The organism is Sphaerospermopsis aphanizomenoides BCCUSP55 (genome assembly GCF_001586785.1).
Taxonomy (GTDB): domain Bacteria; phylum Cyanobacteriota; class Cyanobacteriia; order Cyanobacteriales; family Nostocaceae; genus Sphaerospermopsis_A; species Sphaerospermopsis_A aphanizomenoides_A.
The window spans coordinates 50,331-67,131 of record NZ_LUFH02000002.1; the positions used below are offsets into that span (position 1 = coordinate 50,331).

Here is a 16,801-nt window from a genome sequence, read left to right on the forward strand (position 1 = left end):
TGATTTATGGATTTCACTTGAATCACTGTGTCATTTTCTATCTAAGCAGGTTTATATTTATAGTTTGAGTAGTTGTTCTTAATGGTTTTTGGTAAGTTAATTATGAATTTTCCGGAAATTATACATACTTAGTTTAGTGAGAACTTCCCACAAAATCGCAATATATTGATTTTACTCAAACATGATATTATTCAGGACTTGAGTAATTTATCAAGTATTTTGACACTTATAATCCTGTAAATCCTTAAATCCTGAACATCCTGATTCAGACAATTGGTTTTGTGAGAATTTATCACAAAATCGCACTATATTTATTTGACTCAAACATGAATTATTCAGGATTTGAGTAATTTATCAAGTATTTTGACAATTATAATCCTGTAAATCCTATCATCCTGGACATCCTGATTCAGACAATTTTATTATTACGTATCATCATCTGATGCTGCTGTTTGCTGTTGCAAAGACTCTCGAATAGATGACAATAACTCAGGATTGCTTTCTATCATTTCTAGTAAGGTTAATATTGCTTGTGTATTAAGTTCAGGAAGGTTTGCTTGTCGTGCAAGTGCTTTAAGAATGGTAAATAATTTTTCTTGATTACAATGCAGAAGTTGCATTATATATAGTAACTTTACTGTAGCTGCTGCATTTTGCGTATGAGGATATTCATTACCTAATCTGTTTTGATATATTACTAAAGCTTGGTTGGCTAAATCTTCAGCTTTCAAATATTTACCTTGTGATATATAAAATAATGCCAAATTATTTAAACTAGCAGCAACATCAGTATTATCATTACCTAATTGGCTTTTTCTGATATCTAAAGATTGTAAAAAAAGAAGTTCAGCATCATTATATCTTCCTTGATTTCTATACAATAATGCCAAATTATTTAGACTAGTAGCAACTTTAGGATGATCATTACCCAATTGGTTTTTGATGATATCTAAAGATTGCAAAAAAAGAAGTTCAGCATCATTGTACTTTCCTTGCAATTGATACAATCCTGCTAAATTATTGAGACTTTGTGCAACATCAGGATGATCATTACCTAATTGGCGTTTTCTAATATCTAAAGATTGTAAAAAAAGAGATTTAGCATTATTATATTTTCCTTGCAATTGATACAACAATTCTAATTTAGTAAAACTGGTAGCAACATCAAGATGATCATTACCTAATCGAGATTTATAGATATCTAAAGATTGTAAAAAAAGAGGTTCAGCATCATTGAATCTTCCTTGATTTCTATACAATAATGCCAAATTATTAAGACTAGTAGCAAGATCAGGATGATCATTACCTAATTGAGATTTGTAGATATCTAAAGATTGTAAAAAAAGAGGTTCAGCATCATTGAATCGTCCTTGATTTCTATATAATACTGCCAAATTATTTAAACTAGCAGCAACATTAGGATGATAATTACCTAATTGGTATTTTTTGATATTTAAAGATTGTAAAAAAAGAGGTTCAGCATCATTATATCGTCCTTGTGAATAGTAAAGTAATGCTAAACCATTTAAACTGCGAGCAAATTTAGTATCTTCATTACTTGCACACAAAGTAATCATCTTTTTGAGATGTGGTTCAATTAAATTGAATGTTTCCAGATTGGTTGATTGATCAATATTACTAGCAACATTAGTCAAAACCTCACAAAATGCTTGTTTAATTTGGCTATAGTCAAAATGCTGTTTAAGATGTTCATTAAAATAATCGTGAATAAGTAAATGTAAGTTATAAATATTTTCTTCAACAGTTATCACTAGATGCAGCTTGCGGAGAGATTTTAACCAACGGTCTTTTAAATTATCCTCACTAAATGACTCACCTTGCAGACGTTGATAAATTTCTGTAACAAAACGCCAATAAATAGGAGAAGGTGCGAATGCTGCTAATACACAAGCAAGATGTTTAGCTTCTGGTTTTAATTCATCCCAACTTAAATCAAATGCAGCTTGCAGTCCTCTTTGTGCTTGCATTCCTCCCGGTACTTCTTCTGGTGACAATGAAGGATGTTTGATTTTTTCTTGCAACTTACCACGCATTTTTTCTAGCGTTAGTTCTTGATAGTCTTCATCATCTAAATAATATGCCACCAATTCTAAAGCTAAAGGCAAATATCCTAACTCATAACAAAGTAGTTTAGCTTGTTCTAGTTCTGCATCTATTCGTTCTTGTCCAATAATTGATGCTAATAAATCTACTGCTGCATCTTCTGATAATACTTGTAATTCTAATTTTTCCGCAATGCGTTTATCCGGTGTTTCCCGCGAAGTCATCAACAACCGCATGGAAACTAAATCTTTTGGTGGTAAATAGGGTTTGATGTTCTCCGCTAAATTAGAAACATCATCAAGAATCAATAATACCTTTTCTGTTTGATATTTCCATGCTTGCCAACAAGCCGTTACCATTTGTTGAGGTGTTAAATTTTTTGGTAATTCGCTTTTAAATCTCCACTCTGTCAATGCGACTATTTCCGCAGCTATATTTTGCCTATCTCTAGCATCAATATAATAGACTCCACCAGTAAAAAATGATGTGCATTCGGTGAGATTTGCATATTCTTGCACTAATCTAGTTTTGCCAACTCCACCCATACCGGAAACAATGCAAACGTTTTTACCACTTTGCAATAATTGATGGAGTTCTTTTAATTCCTCTTTCCGTCCAAACAGTCTACCTTCACGGGGTTGGGGTGGTGTGAATGGGTTTGTTTCTAGTTGTTGTGGTTGGGAAGGAATGGTAATATTTATCTGATTATCTTTTCCGTCTTGTGTGATATTTATTTGTTTATCAATGTTGTTAAAGTTCATAGGATAATTACACTTAAAAAGTATTCACATACTTGATAAATAAAAGAGTTTAGCAATGCTAAACCCTTACTTGCTATTTTATTTAATTGGCATTTTCTAAAATTAAATCAATAGCTTGTTTTAATATCATTTCCTTATCTACCATTACTGCTAATTCTTCAGTTTCATATTTACCTTCAAATGCTTCTTTTGCTGCACCATTCAATGACAATTCATAAGCATCTTCTAAAGTTTCTCGCAATTCTTCACTAGTAAAGTACATTCCTCCTGATTTACGACGCTTGTTTGTGCGTTGAATTTCTTTGACTGCATTAGCAATAGACAAATTCCATGATCTAGTGGTACGTTTTTCCGCTGCTTGTTTAATTAGATGCAGAAGAATAATTTTACCAAAACTAAAAATTTTATTCAGCTTATCATCTTTACTCATTTCCGTCATTTCTTCAACTAGCAGCAATGCACCAGGAATATTGCCATTTATTAGTAATTGTTGAAGTTCTAGTAATTCTTCCATAACTCAAACCTCCTGAACTGAATTGCTCAATTTGATTATAAAATTAAAAACAATTAGTGTGAGAATGAGGATTTAGCATTGCTAAACCCCTACTGTTCCTTACATTGTGATGTTGTTAGTTTGAGTATTGCCTGAACCAGCTTGGGAAAGGTTAAGCTGTTTACCGATAATGTTAATTGTGCCACCAGCTTTGACTGCTTGATACTTTTCCTTAAATGTGGCATTTTTTTCTACATCAGCAGTAGCAACCAATTCTGCAAAAATCGGATCATCAGGAATTTGTTGTAAAACTTCTGGCTTGAGAGATAATACTTCTGGATTACCTGCTGCTAAAGCTGCTGCTGTGTCTGGGGAATGTTTGCGAATTACAGCAATTGCGTTTCCAACCTTTTGCATTAAAACATCACTAAAATTTTCACCCTGTTTTTGTAACATTCCAGTGAGAAATATGGTAGCAATAGCAGTAGCTAAAGTTATGGGTTCCATTGAACTATTCCTCAAGATAGTTGAATATACCCATTATCGTCATCATTCCTGGAAATCATCAACTAAGCTGTTGTGTATTTGGTTGGTATAATTCTAGCGGGCAAGATGCCGGCACCACAATTTACTTAATTTTTCTACCCAGTCCCCTTACCCCTAACATGGTAGTGTAATCCGAATCATAATTTAGAGGTATTCCTTACCTCAAAAAAGACATACATAGCCGAAAATTGATCCTCAGAATGATCTCTGCCAGTAAAACAGACAGATAACTATGCTAGAACAAGGCACTATCAGTATACATACTGAGAATATTTTCCCAATTATCAAGAAATCTCTTTATTCAGATCATCAAATTTTCTTGCGGGAACTGGTATCCAATGCTGTGGACGCGATCCAAAAGCTGAAAATGGTCTCTCGTGCTGGTGAGTATAATGGAGACATAGGGGAACCCGAAATTACAATTGCCATTGATAAAGATAACAAAACTCTCTCCATCTCCGATAATGGTATCGGTATGACCGCAGAGGAAGTCAAGAAATACATTAACCAAGTCGCTTTCTCTAGTGCGGAAGAATTTATTCACAAATATGAAGGAAAAGCAGACCAACCAATTATTGGCCATTTTGGTTTAGGTTTCTACTCCTCCTTCATGGTGGCGAAAAAAGTAGAAATTGATACCCTTTCCTACAAAGAAGGTTCTCAAGCGGTTCACTGGAGTTGTGATGGTTCACCAGAGTTTACCTTAGATGAATCTTCCCGCACTACTCGCGGTACTACTATTATCCTCACTTTAATGCCCGATGAGGAAGAATATTTAGAAGCTGCGAGAATTAAGAATTTAGTTAAAACCTACTGTGATTTTATGCCAGTTCCCATCAAATTAGATGGGGAAGTATTGAATCAACAAAAAGCTGCTTGGAGAGAATCTTCTCACAATTTAACTAAAGAAGATTATTTAGAATTTTACCGCTATCTCTATCCTTTCCAAGAAGAACCTTTGTTATGGGTGCATCTCAATACAGATTATCCCTTTATTATTAATGGGATTTTGTATTTCCCGAAAATGCGTCCTGATGTAGATGTAACTAAAGGACAAATTAAGTTATTCTGCAATCAGGTGTTTGTGAGTGATAACTGTGATGAAATTATCCCTCAATTTTTAACGCCGATGCGGGGTGTAATTGACAGTACAGATATTCCTTTGAACGTTTCCCGCAGTGCTTTACAAGGCGATCGCACCGTTAAAAAAATAGGAGATTACATCGCCAAAAAAGTCGGCGATAGACTTAAAGAATTATACCGCGATGACCGCGAACAATACATTAGTGCTTGGAAAGATTTAGGCACTTTCGTTAAATTTGGTGTTCTCAACGACGATAAATTTAAAAAACAAGTCGAAGATATCCTCATCTTCCGTACTACCGCTAAATTAAACGAAAAACCCGCAGAAACACCCGCAGTTGAAGTCCAATCTTCAGAAGGTGATGTTTGGCAAGATGTGACTTCAGCAAACAGCAGCAGTTTACCTTATACCACCATCAAAGAATATCTAGAACGCAACAAAGAACGCCACGAAAATAAAGTATTTTACAGCACAGACGAAGCGACTCAAGCCACATATATTGCACTGCACCAAAGTCAAGGTTTAGAAGTCCTATTTATGGACTCTTTCATTGATACCCACTTTATTAACTTCCTGGAAAGAGAATATCAGGATGTCAAATTTACACGGGTAGACTCTGACCTTGATAACACATTGTTAGATGATAAATCAGGGGAAATTGTTGACCCCACCACTAATAAAACCAAGAGTGAAATTATCAAAGAATTATTTGAACAATCACTCAACAAACCCAAAGTTAATATTCGCACCGAAGCCTTAAAATCAGACGATCCCCAAGGAACACCACCAGCAATGGTATTGTTACCAGAAATTCTCCGTCGTCTGCGGGAAATGAACGCCATGATGCAACAGCAAAATGCTGATTTTCCTGAAGAACATATTTTGTTAGTCAATACTGCCCATCCTTTGATTCAAAACCTTTTAACTATCAATCAAGGTAGTATTATTCAAGGTGATGGAGAATCACCCACCGCGCAGTTAACAAAAATGATTTGTCAGCACGTTTATGATTTAGCACTGATGTCGCAAAAAGGCTTTGATGCTGAAGGAATGAAATCTTTTGTGGAACGTTCTAATGAGGTGCTAACCAAGCTGACAGAACAAGCGAGTAAGTAGAAAAAAACAATTAAATATAGGGAGTATCCTACAGTTGTTAGAGACGTTGTTGGCAGCGTCTCTATTTGTGAGAATATCGACCTCGGCTGATTACTGGTAATAAACTTGTTACTATTCCAATACTGTTCGGTTAAGGATTTTTGTAGGTTGGGTTGAACAAAGTGAAACCCAACAAACTCTTGTAAATGTTGGGTTTCGTTCCTCAACCCAACCTACTGATTACTGGTAATAAACTTGTTACTATTCCCCTTTCTCTGCCCAAACAGATATGATAAATATTTAGACGGACATGATATAGTCGCTAAACAACATGAAAATGAGAATGGGTAAGATTAGATTAGGTAGTCAGAAATTACTATTGTCTCTAGCTGTGGTGTGTGGAATTGGTGTGCTGAATGCCGATACTGTGTTTTCTCAAACAACTCCTACATTTCGCATTTTAAGGGTTAAAGCTACTTCTGGAACTACTTTTAAGTCACGAGAAAGCTGGTACAAGCAATCAAAAGATATCGCTAGTGATGAAAAATGTCCAGCTAAATCAGGTGAGAAATTTTTTGTTTCTTCTATTAGGAGAGTAATTCAAAATGCACCTGCACGTCCTAAAGGTAATACTGAAAAGTTGAGTGATTATTGGGAAGTGACATTTGAAAAACCACTTCCCTGTGAAGATACCATTGATAATAATCAAACCTGGTATGTTTATAAATCTCACGTGCAAGAACTAAGAGGTGTACTTGTTCCTTAGAGACTTTTGATATTTGTAGGGTGCGTTAATTGTTAGCCCTAGAAATATTAGCAGCACAGCAATACATTTCGGTTACGGTTTTGTTCGCGTAGCGTGCCGTAGGCAATCCCCCCAAACCCTCTGGAAAAGGGTGGCTAAAAATGCAGTTGTTTTTCCCTTTTTCAGGGGGGATCATGTTACCTCTGACTTCTAAATGCTGCGGTTATATTACAACAACTTGTCTCGCAAACTACTGGCTAAATCAAATAAATCTATTTCACCAACATGAAGATAACGAGCTAAAATATCTCTCACAGCAAATGTTTTTTCACCTTCTCTAGAAATCCTCAAACATTCTTCCAAACTGATTGCTAAATCAAATAGTGGCTGGTCTCTGATATTCTGTCTAATCTTGACAGCAACATCATCATTACTCACCAAAAATTCTTTAATAGTATCTAATAGAGAATCACCTAATATTTCATCATTTCCCCAGGTTTCTAACCAATCTCCTTCTACATCTTCAACATAAAGATGAACATAATTGACCCCATATTCTAGCCAGTCTTGCTGCATTCTGCGGGCTGCTGCTAAAATTTCAGCAAATTCATCTACTTGAGTAATGCTGTTCATTTCTTTTTGGTTAAGCATAAATGCTGTCGTAAGCAGGTAAGGATGCAAGGACTCAGGTGTAGGTGTTCAATATCAAAAATTTGATATCAGGAAAAGTTGACATACTTTCCTTCAGCAAGATGATCACTGTTGTACAGCGCCACATTTACCAACTGGTTGATAAAATCATTCTCGGCGGGATTGTAACTTAAGAACAATCCTCTCTCTATTTCCCACATTTGTAGAGCATTTTGCCACTTCTCATATTTTTGGACATGATATTCTTTGCTAACAGTGGTGACTTGAATACAAAGTGGTTTCTGTTGATGATTGCTGACAATTAAGTCTGTAGCCATAGAAAGGTCGGCAATATAACGCTGCCAATAATTACCTTCACGACGTACAATATCTTGAGCTATTGATCTAATAATATCATCATCAAACTGATTAAACTCACCTGCCATCATTTTTTTCTTCCAAATATAAAATTTGGCATCTGTTGAGTTTATCCACTTAGGAAATAAATAACCATACCAATACCTTTCATTTCCCGTCATTTGGTTAAATTTTGCTTCTCGTGCTGCTTGGGAAGGTAAAGATTGAATGATTAGCCAAATTGTAGAGTCCGTAATCACTTCTAGGAGAAAGGCAAGGACAAATGGTTTAGCAGTTAGGGAACCAGGACGAATGTATTTGACCCAACGATAAATCTCATTTAACCTTTTGGCTAACTGAGGATCTATGGTTGAGGCTTTCTCGATCAGTGACTTTAGTTTATCCTTTATCTCTTTTGCTTGCAAACTACGCCCTACTTTTCACTAACTAAACATTTTGTTTTCAATTTATACCTTTGAAGACGAGTATCCTAATCATGGTTGAAAGTTTAAATTTGGTTTAAAAAAGAAATTTCATTGACATTCTTTCCCCAGTCTTGTAAAGGCCAAATTTGGAGAATTTGACAACTCTGGTTTTGACCCAGTGAGTTGGAGCAAAATACCTACAGCAGCGGTCAGTGGTTAACAGTCAGCAGTACAATATTTTCGGTGTAAGGCTTTATCACTCTCATTGTTTACTTTCTGCAACCTGGGATACGCTTTATGAATTTAGCAATACACTGCTATATTACCGTTTAACAAGGTACAAGATGTACAGTTTTTGATTTCCTAAATCATACTTAATATTTTCTTCAGCTTTCATCTATCTTAAGTTCCTCATTCTGGTGGCAATTATGCCAAGTGAGTAACTTGGATATCTATACCTAGCTTAACGAAAATCTAAATACTGTTTGTCAAAAGTTTGTTAACAATAGTTTTCAGTCACCATATCGTTTACATAAATCATCATGTCTCAACCGACTATAGAATCCATCCTACAGGAAAACCGTCTCTTTCATCCTGAGAGTAATTTTTCCCAACAGGCTCATATCAAAAGTCTGGCAGAATATCAGAGTCTCTGTGATCAGGCTAAGGCTGATCCACAAGCATTTTGGGCAGAATTGGCAGCCACTGAGTTAAACTGGTTTCAAAAATGGGACACTGTACTAGATTGGCAACCTCCTTTTGCTAAGTGGTTTGTGAATGGGAAGATTAATATTTCTTACAATTGTCTTGACAGACATTTGACTACTTGGCGTAAAAATAAGGCAGCTTTAATTTGGGAAGGTGAACCAGGAGATTCACGCACACTAACATACTCCCAATTGCATCGAGAAGTATGTCAATTTGCCAATGTGTTGAAGCAGTTGGGAGTGAAAAAGGGCGATCGCGTCGGGATTTATATGCCGATGATTCCCGAAGCTGCTATTGCTATGTTAGCCTGTGCGAGAATTGGCGCACCCCATAGCGTCGTGTTTGGTGGTTTTAGTGCTGAAGCATTGCGCGATCGCCTTAACGATGCAGAGGCTAAAGTAGTAGTCACAGCAGATGGTGGTTGGCGTAAGGATGCAATTGTACCTTTGAAAGAACAGGTAGACAAAGCCTTAGCTGAAGGTGCTGTACCCAGCGTCAAAGATGTACTAGTGGTACAACGCACAAATCAGAAAACCCAGATGGAAGCTGGACGTGACCACTGGTGGCATGATTTACAAAAAGGTGTGTCCGCAGATTGTCCTGCTGAACCGATGGACAGCGAAGATATGCTGTTTGTCCTTTATACCTCCGGTAGTACCGGCAAACCGAAGGGTGTTGTCCACACCACAGGCGGTTATAACCTATACAGTCATATTACCACAAAATGGATTTTTGACCTCCAGGATACTGATGTATATTGGTGTACTGCCGATGTGGGTTGGATTACTGGACATAGCTATATAGTTTATGGTCCCCTTTCCAACGGTGCAACTACTGTGATGTATGAAGGTGCGCCCCGTGGTTCTAATCCTGGTTGTTTTTGGGATGTGATTGAAAAATACGGCGTGACGATTTTTTATACTGCACCTACAGCCATTCGCGCCTTTATTAAAATGGGTGAACATCATCCTAAAACCCGCAATCTTTCTTCCCTGCGTCTATTGGGAACTGTAGGTGAACCTATCAACCCCGAAGCTTGGATGTGGTATCACAAAATCATTGGTGGTGAACGTTGTCCCATCGTGGATACTTGGTGGCAAACGGAAACCGGTGGTATTATGATTACACCTTTACCTGGTGCAATTCCCACCAAACCCGGTTCAGCTACTCTACCTTTCCCTGGCATTATTGCAGATATCGTGGATTTAGAAGGTAACTCTGTTCCAGAAAATGAAGGTGGTTATTTAGCTGTACGTCATCCTTGGCCGGGAATGATGCGGACTGTGTACGGTGATCCTGATCGTTTCCGTCGTACTTATTGGGAACATATTCCGCCCAAAGATGGTAATTATACGTACTTTGCCGGTGATGGTGCAAGGAAGGATGGAGACGGCTATTTCTGGGTAATGGGGCGTGTGGATGATGTGCTGAATGTGTCTGGACACCGCTTAGGAACTATGGAAGTTGAATCTGCGTTGGTGTCTCATCCTGCGGTTGCTGAGGCTGCGGTGGTAGGTAAACCTGATGAGTTGAAGGGTGAGGAAGTTGTAGCTTTTGTGACTTTAGAGGGGACTTATCAACCGAGTGAGGAGTTGAGTAAGGAACTGAAGAAGCACGTTGTCAGTGAAATTGGTGCGATCGCTCGTCCGGGTGAAATCAGGTTTACTGATGCACTGCCAAAAACGCGATCGGGTAAAATTATGCGTCGGTTGTTGCGGAATTTGGCTGCGGGTCAGGAGGTGTCAGGGGATACTTCGACTCTTGAGGATCGCAGTGTGTTGGATAAGTTAAGGGAAGGTGCATAGTTTGGAATAGTTTTTCATAACTGTGTAAAATCTGTATGGGGTGGGCAAAATTGCCTACCCTATATTTTGAGAAGAAGATGATAATTTGAATTAAAATAGGGATATACAGAACACAATGAGGGATGCACTTGGACAGAGAGGTGAATGGCTATTTAGCCTTTTAATGACAGAATTTGACTCAGATGATGGTCCAATTTTTAAACCGCAGTTTTTAGGAGATAAATGGCAGTATGTTGATTTTATTGTTGAGTTAGTAGGTGCTGGTTCTTATATTCCCTATTTCTTTGTACAAGTCAAAACGACTAGACAAGGTTATACTAAAAAAGATAATCGTCTCAATGTGCAAGTAAAAAAAGAATCTGTAATCGGTATAGCATCTTATCCAGCACCAACTTATATAGTTGGAATTGATGACATTCAAAAAACAGGTTATATAGTTTCTGCTAATGGAGAAAATTTAAAATCTCTCTCAAGCCTATCTACTGAATTTCCTCTTGATAAACAAAATAGAGAAATCCTTTGGAATGAAGTCAATGATTTCTGGAAACCTTATACACAGAATAAACAGAAAAATTTAAGTTCCAAGTTTAAATGGAGATAAAGCAATGCAAACAGAACAACCTTGGTATATTGGTTTCCGTTCAAAAGCTTTAGCAATAGTATCTTTAACTGAACGTGACGATTTGATTGTTTATAGAGACACAAAAGATTATGATTTAGACGTTCTAGTTTCCATTAGCAAAAATGGTGAAGATATTAATAGGCTTTTTGGGGTGGAAATAAAAGCTGTAAAATCTACACCTAATATAATTCAAAATGATGATGTTTTCAATATAGAAGGAGCAGATATAAATGTTCTGCTATCACGATTTACAAAATGTAATTTCCCAATATGTCTATTTTTCTTTACCCTGGATAATGATAATGGATATTACAAATGGATTCTCGAACCAGTTATTGATAACGAAAACGGTAACAAATTAAAACGTAATGTAAGTCCAGAATTTAGAAAATTAAACAATGAATCAATAAATAATATTGTTGATTTAGTGAATCAATGGTACGATAATGCACCAATTGATTATAAAATACCTGATGTAATACCAAAACATAATCTATTATCAAAACGTAGAGTGTCTCGGTTAAGTAAGCTAGAAAAAATTACAAACCAGCAGAAATCACAAGATAATATCAATCATTAAGTACATGATGTTAAACCATCTAAAAATTACCATACTGTTCATCCTTTAATCCTGGTTATCCTGATTCAGACTTAGTAATTTTCTATAACCCTTAAATATTAAAATCTACAAGTCTCGACGCGAGAGAAGAAATAACACGCCCAACTCTTACAATCCCACCCCCACCCACACCAACACGGGAGGTGTCCTTCTGGTGCTAAAATTACTTGAAAATATTTCAGTACCACACCAACCCCCCATCCTACCGTCTCTTCAAAGGCTTCCCCAATTTTTGCATCGTAGCTTCTCGTTCCCCCCAAACCTTGATAAATCCGTTTCTGAACAGAAAAACCAAATTTACCATCACTATATTTTACCCACAACTGATCAATGTTGCGGAGGTCTACACAGGGAAAATTATCAATGTGTTCTACTTCTAACCAACCTTCTTCTTCCCGTTTTGCAACTGCTAACATTACCCTTGCTGTTTCCTCATCCGCTTCTTTCCAATTCCCTGCTTCGAGTAAGTCACGCAGTCTCCTATAATCCATCCCTACATCTGATTTTAATTCTACCGCATTACCATTATCCCCATGACTTGCACCAGGAAATAAACCCACCCATTCCTTCATACTTTGCGGACGATTTATAGGTTCTAATTCCAAACCTTTAATAATCACTTGATTTAACCTATCACTAATCCTTGTGTTTATCCTTTTTGGTTCTATTAAATCATTATTTAACATCTTCCTGGCTAAACAAGGTGTGGGAGTATTTCCAGTCACCAAATAAAATAAAGAAGCAGCTAAAGTATAAACATCTATACTTGCTGATTTTTCCGTTTCTAACATTTGTTCCCAAGGTGCAAAAGCCATATTAGCAGCTTGGTTAATACTTTGACTATTCACATTTCCTGCTAAACCAAAATCTATTAAAATTACAGTATTGCTATTTTCTCTCAAAATCATATTACCAGGATGTGCGTCCCGGTGAATAATGCCATTTTGATGACAGAGAGATAAAGCATCAGCAATTTGTTTAATATAATCAATAGCAATTTTTTCTGATAAAATACCTTTGTCTTGGATTAAATGATATAAATTTTCACCCTTCACAAAATCCATGACTAAACATGGTAAATTATCCTCTTCAAAAAAGTCTATAATTCTGACAATATTGGGATGATGATTTTGAGAAATTTTAGCTAATGTTCTTCCTTCTTTGCGAAAACCTTCCACGTATTTAGGATAATTAGCATCTCTACACAACCGACTATTAGGAGTTTTAATAACAACGGGAAAATTCAAATCTTTATGTTTAGCTTTATAAGTAATTCCAAAACCTCCTTCTCCAATTACTTTTTCTATGACGTATTGGGGACGTTGTTTTAATGTTTTTCCTGGTTGTAACATGATGAAATAGTATTTTGTCTAAATTAGGATTAACAGAATTTAGATCCCCGACTTTTTTGATCTAATCATCCTGTATCAAAATCAATTATCCTAGAAGTCGGAGATATTTTAGATATGGGTAAAAATAATGATGCTAATAATACAAAATTTTACTATATATGCGCGCACAGATTCCCACTCATAACATAAGTATAATTTATTTTTCGCGTCTTGTCAAGACTTAAAGCAAAAAAATGAACCCCTAACAAAAACCCATATCCTGTACATCCTTACATCCTGTACATCCTGATTCTTACAAAATTCATGAGTCCCCATTTTCTCCACTACTTTTCCACAATTACTTTGTACATTTAGAACAACCCTATTAATTAACTCGGCTCACTTACGACAAGATCCCCAAGAGTTCTCATACCTGGGGATTTTGATCTTTAGTTAGACACTCAAAGGCTTTTACCACTGTCACCTGTCACCTGTCACCTGCCATAGCAGACAACAGTTTGTCATTAATTGACTTTTTTGTTTGTTAACTTTGTCCTGGTGTTACATACTCAAGTGCGAGATTAAGATATGTTATGTTTGTACAAACTCTTCTATCCCCATCTCAATACACAGTATGACACTCAATTTATATTTACTGCGACATGGTGAAACTACTTTTAGTCAAAGTGGTAATTTCTGCGGTGCAACTGATGCAGAATTGACAAAAGAAGGAATACAGATGGCAGAGAGTTTTGCCGATGTTTATAAAAACTTGAAGTGGGAAGCGGTTTATGTTAGTCCCATGAAGCGCACTATTGCTACTGCCAAGCCATTTTGTGATGCTGTTGGTATAGATATGCAGGTGCGAGAAGGACTGAGAGAAGGTAGTTACGGTGAATGGGAAACCAAGAGTAAATCTTTTGTGCAAGAAAATTACACAGAAAACTATATCAAATGGTTGTCAGAACCCGCTTGGAATGCACCACTAGGTGGAGAAACTGCGGTAGAAATTGCTAACCGTTCTATGCCTGTGATTACTGAAATTATAGACAAACATACTGAAGGTAATGTTTTAGTAGTTTCCCATAAAGCCACAATTCGGATTATCCTTTGTAGTTTACTAGGAATTGATTTGGGATGCTATCGTTATCGAGTAAATATTTTGGTGGCATCAGTAAGTAAGGTGAAATTTGATGTTAATGGTCCTTTGTTGGAAATATTAGGCGATCGCTATCATATACCTGATCATATTCGCTCTCGTCCTGGAACATAATAGCAAAAGGCAAAAGGCAAAAGGCAAAAGGCAAGAGTTCAATTATTATTTTTGAATCCTACTCCTACACTATCTGTATTTGCTTTTGGTTAATCATTCCGATGCAGTCGGAATTGATATAAAACCAAATACTTTAACTCTATTTAATATTTTGATGCAAGGGAATGGTAATTATAAATTCTGTCCCCTTTCCAGGGGCAGAAATACACTGCAATTTTCCCTGATGTTGTTCAGTAATAATCTTATAACTAATAGATAAACCTAAACCTGTGCCTTTACCTATAGGTTTAGTAGTAAAAAAAGGATCAAACAATAGTTTTTTTAATTTCTCTGGGATGCCAACACCGTTATCTATAATGCGAATAATTACTTGTTTGTCATTAGTCAATTCTGTGTAAATTTGAATCTGGAGTTGATCTAAACCTAGAAAGTTTTTGATTTTTCTTTCTTCCAAGGCATCAATCGCATTGGCAAGAACATTCATAAATACTTGATTAAGTTGTCCTGTGTAACACTCTACTAATGGTAATTCACCGTATTTTTTAATCACCTCAATAGCTGGACGATCAGATGCAGCTTTGAGACGATTTTCTAAAATCATTAGTGTACTATCAATACCCTCATGAATATCTACTGCTTTCATTTCCGCTTCATCTAAGCGAGAAAAGTTTCGCAGCGATCGCACAATTTCTGTAATTCTTTTCGCACCAATTCCCATTGAAGTTAATAGCTTAGGCAGGTCTGCCATTAAGAAATTAATATCTATTACTTCTGCTTCATCTTCAATTTCTTGGACTGGGTGAGGATAGTGTTGCTGATAAAGTTTTAACAGTCTCAATAAATCTTGAATATATTCATTGGCTGGAGCAATATTACCAGAAATAAAGTTAATTGGGTTGTTGATTTCATGTGCTACACCCGCTACTAACTGTCCTAAACTTGACATCTTTTCACTTTGAATCAATTGAGCAGCTAATTGTTGTGCTTCCTGCTGTACTTCAGCTAAAACTTTTTCTAGTTTTTCTTTGGCTGTAGTTAATTCCTGTTCCCGTTCTTGAATAGTTTGAAAGGATGTTTCTAACTGTGCAGCCATGCGATTAAATGACAATTCTAATTGACCAATTTCGTCATCACTGAGAACAGATGCTTGTTTTTTCAGATTTCCTTGAGCAAATTCTTGAACTACTTGGGTAAGTGCAACAACTGGCTGAGAAATAGATCTGGCTACTATAATAGCTGCCAATGTAACTAATAAAAGCGTAATACTTCCTAAAATAATCACAATATTGTGGAGTGTTTTTAATGGTGTAAAGACTTCGGCTACATCCATTTTTACCAAAAGTCCCGCATTTAAAGAAGGTAAATATCTCCAGGCTGCAATCGTTTTTTGCCCCCGGTAATCAATTGTGATATCATTTCCTTTGATACCTTGATTTGCTTGATAAAGTGGGTTGAATTTATTGTCGCTAATATTAATTTTTCTCTTAAAAGCTGCTTGTGGATCATGTCTAGTAGGAGCAGTAAAAATTATGCGTTCATCAACTAATGAACTGACAATTGTCTCACCGCTTTTGCCTAAGCCAGTATAGTCATTGACTACTTTATTAAATTCCTGATTATTCAGTTGCACCACTACTACACCAATAATCAGATTATTCTTAAAGATAGGGGCAGCAATAAAAGCAGTGGGTTCATGCTTAGATGTATAATAGGTAAAATTAGATATTTCTACTTGCATTAATGTTTTAGCACGATCAAAGACTTTGGCAATTTCAGAATTTTTATAAGTTCCTTTGTAGTAGTTTTTTCCTTCTTCTTTACCGTTATTTATAGAAAAGATCGTATTTCCAGATTGAGAGATTAACAAAATATCAGAATAACCAAATATATCTAAATAATTAGTAATGAATTGGCGATATTGTTGATCTATTTGCTGATATTTTTGGGCATTAATGCCATTTTCATTAAAAGCCGTTTGATATTTTTCTGCGGCATCAATTATATTTGGTATTTGGGCGATAATTGCCGCATTTTTTTGTTTTTCATTAATATAAAAATCCAAAAAGTTGGCTTTACTATCGGCGATAGAAATTAAATTGTTATTAACTTCTTTTGTTAAAGAATTCCGGGCAATGTAATATTGTATAGATGTAACTATACTCAGGGGTACTAAAGCAATTAACAAAAACCACAACAGCAGTTTATTAACAAGTTTTTTATTTTTCAAATCCTGCATCTCCCAA

At 36.1% G+C, this 16,801-nt stretch carries 13 protein-coding genes; 6 read left to right on the plus strand and 7 right to left on the minus strand.

Annotation, left to right across the window (positions count from 1 at the left end; all coding sequences use genetic code 11):
* Positions 1-425: 425 nt before the first annotated feature.
* From A0J48_RS00800 to A0J48_RS00810, 3 genes are all read right to left on the minus strand, one after another.
* Positions 426-2,825 (minus strand): tetratricopeptide repeat protein, encoded by a 2,400-nt coding sequence (locus tag A0J48_RS00800; RefSeq protein WP_200319401.1) that lies wholly within the window; start codon positions 2,823-2,825, stop codon positions 426-428.
* Between the two features lie 82 nt (positions 2,826-2,907).
* The gene (locus A0J48_RS00805) at positions 2,908-3,339 is read right to left on the minus strand and encodes a DUF29 family protein (protein WP_200319403.1); all 432 of its coding nucleotides are present in this window, start codon (positions 3,337-3,339) and stop codon (positions 2,908-2,910) included.
* 99 nt (positions 3,340-3,438) lie between these two features.
* Positions 3,439-3,825, minus strand: a complete 387-nt coding sequence (locus A0J48_RS00810; protein ID WP_200319404.1) for a hypothetical protein — start codon at positions 3,823-3,825, stop codon at positions 3,439-3,441.
* A 271-nt stretch (positions 3,826-4,096) separates the two neighbouring features.
* Between A0J48_RS00810 and htpG the strand changes: the two genes are divergently transcribed.
* Positions 4,097-6,064: a molecular chaperone HtpG gene (gene htpG / locus A0J48_RS00815; protein ID WP_200319405.1), complete on the plus strand. Its 1,968-nt coding sequence runs from the start codon at positions 4,097-4,099 to the stop codon at positions 6,062-6,064.
* Positions 6,065-6,386: 322 nt separating this feature from the next.
* Positions 6,387-6,809, plus strand: coding sequence for a hypothetical protein (locus tag A0J48_RS00820; protein ID WP_234300641.1), 423 nt, complete (start codon positions 6,387-6,389; stop codon positions 6,807-6,809).
* A gap of 207 nt (positions 6,810-7,016) precedes the next feature.
* Here A0J48_RS00820 and A0J48_RS00825 read toward each other — a convergent pair whose 3' ends face one another.
* Together A0J48_RS00825 and A0J48_RS00830 are read right to left on the minus strand one after the other, a co-directional pair.
* Entirely contained in the window at positions 7,017-7,439 is a 423-nt protein-coding gene (locus A0J48_RS00825; protein WP_200319407.1) for a hypothetical protein, read from the minus strand.
* Positions 7,440-7,507: 68 nt separating this feature from the next.
* On the minus strand, positions 7,508-8,200 hold the full coding sequence (locus A0J48_RS00830) for a hypothetical protein (protein WP_200319409.1): 693 nt from the start codon (positions 8,198-8,200) through the stop codon (positions 7,508-7,510).
* A 542-nt stretch (positions 8,201-8,742) separates the two neighbouring features.
* Here A0J48_RS00830 and acs point away from each other — a divergent pair.
* The 3 genes from acs (at position 8,743) to A0J48_RS00845 (ending at position 11,915) form a co-directional block, all read left to right on the plus strand.
* Complete coding sequence (gene acs / locus A0J48_RS00835; RefSeq protein WP_200319411.1) at positions 8,743-10,713, plus strand: acetate--CoA ligase; 1,971 nt, start codon at positions 8,743-8,745, stop codon at positions 10,711-10,713.
* Positions 10,714-10,876: 163 nt separating this feature from the next.
* The gene (locus A0J48_RS00840; RefSeq protein ID WP_234300642.1) at positions 10,877-11,314 is read left to right on the plus strand and encodes a DUF4365 domain-containing protein; all 438 of its coding nucleotides are present in this window, start codon (positions 10,877-10,879) and stop codon (positions 11,312-11,314) included.
* 4 nt (positions 11,315-11,318) lie between these two features.
* Complete coding sequence (locus A0J48_RS00845; protein ID WP_200319415.1) at positions 11,319-11,915, plus strand: DUF4365 domain-containing protein; 597 nt, start codon at positions 11,319-11,321, stop codon at positions 11,913-11,915.
* Positions 11,916-12,013: 98 nt separating this feature from the next.
* On the opposite strand, the gene A0J48_RS00850 is transcribed toward A0J48_RS00845, so the two are convergent.
* Complete coding sequence (locus A0J48_RS00850) at positions 12,014-13,306, minus strand: serine/threonine-protein kinase (protein WP_200319417.1); 1,293 nt, start codon at positions 13,304-13,306, stop codon at positions 12,014-12,016.
* Between the two features lie 613 nt (positions 13,307-13,919).
* Between A0J48_RS00850 and A0J48_RS00855 the strand changes: the two genes are divergently transcribed.
* Positions 13,920-14,558, plus strand: a complete 639-nt coding sequence (locus tag A0J48_RS00855; RefSeq protein ID WP_200319419.1) for a histidine phosphatase family protein — start codon at positions 13,920-13,922, stop codon at positions 14,556-14,558.
* Between the two features lie 139 nt (positions 14,559-14,697).
* Here the strand turns inward: A0J48_RS00855 and A0J48_RS00860 are convergent, their stop codons facing one another.
* Positions 14,698-16,794 carry a sensor histidine kinase gene (locus A0J48_RS00860; protein WP_200319421.1) on the minus strand — a complete coding sequence of 699 codons (2,097 nt, stop codon included), beginning with the start codon at positions 16,792-16,794 and terminating at the stop codon, positions 14,698-14,700.
* Between the last annotated feature and the right edge of the window lie 7 nt (positions 16,795-16,801).

Bases quoted from the DNA above. Each gene is read 5' to 3' on its own strand.
- A0J48_RS00860 (WP_200319421.1), bottom strand. From the start codon at position 16,794: ATGCAGGATTTGAAAAATAAAAAACTTGTTAATAAACTGCTGTTGTGG.
- A0J48_RS00850 (WP_200319417.1), bottom strand. From the start codon at position 13,306: ATGTTACAACCAGGAAAAACATTAAAACAACGTCCCCAATACGTCATA.
- A0J48_RS00800 (WP_200319401.1), bottom strand. From the start codon at position 2,825: ATGAACTTTAACAACATTGATAAACAAATAAATATCACACAAGACGGA.
- htpG (WP_200319405.1), top strand. From the start codon at position 4,097: ATGCTAGAACAAGGCACTATCAGTATACATACTGAGAATATTTTCCCA.
- A0J48_RS00840 (WP_234300642.1), top strand. From the start codon at position 10,877: ATGACAGAATTTGACTCAGATGATGGTCCAATTTTTAAACCGCAGTTT.
- A0J48_RS00810 (WP_200319404.1), bottom strand. From the start codon at position 3,825: ATGGAACCCATAACTTTAGCTACTGCTATTGCTACCATATTTCTCACT.
- A0J48_RS00845 (WP_200319415.1), top strand. From the start codon at position 11,319: ATGCAAACAGAACAACCTTGGTATATTGGTTTCCGTTCAAAAGCTTTA.
- acs (WP_200319411.1), top strand. From the start codon at position 8,743: ATGTCTCAACCGACTATAGAATCCATCCTACAGGAAAACCGTCTCTTT.
- A0J48_RS00855 (WP_200319419.1), top strand. From the start codon at position 13,920: ATGACACTCAATTTATATTTACTGCGACATGGTGAAACTACTTTTAGT.
- A0J48_RS00805 (WP_200319403.1), bottom strand. From the start codon at position 3,339: ATGGAAGAATTACTAGAACTTCAACAATTACTAATAAATGGCAATATT.
- A0J48_RS00825 (WP_200319407.1), bottom strand. From the start codon at position 7,439: ATGCTTAACCAAAAAGAAATGAACAGCATTACTCAAGTAGATGAATTT.
- A0J48_RS00820 (WP_234300641.1), top strand. From the start codon at position 6,387: ATGGGTAAGATTAGATTAGGTAGTCAGAAATTACTATTGTCTCTAGCT.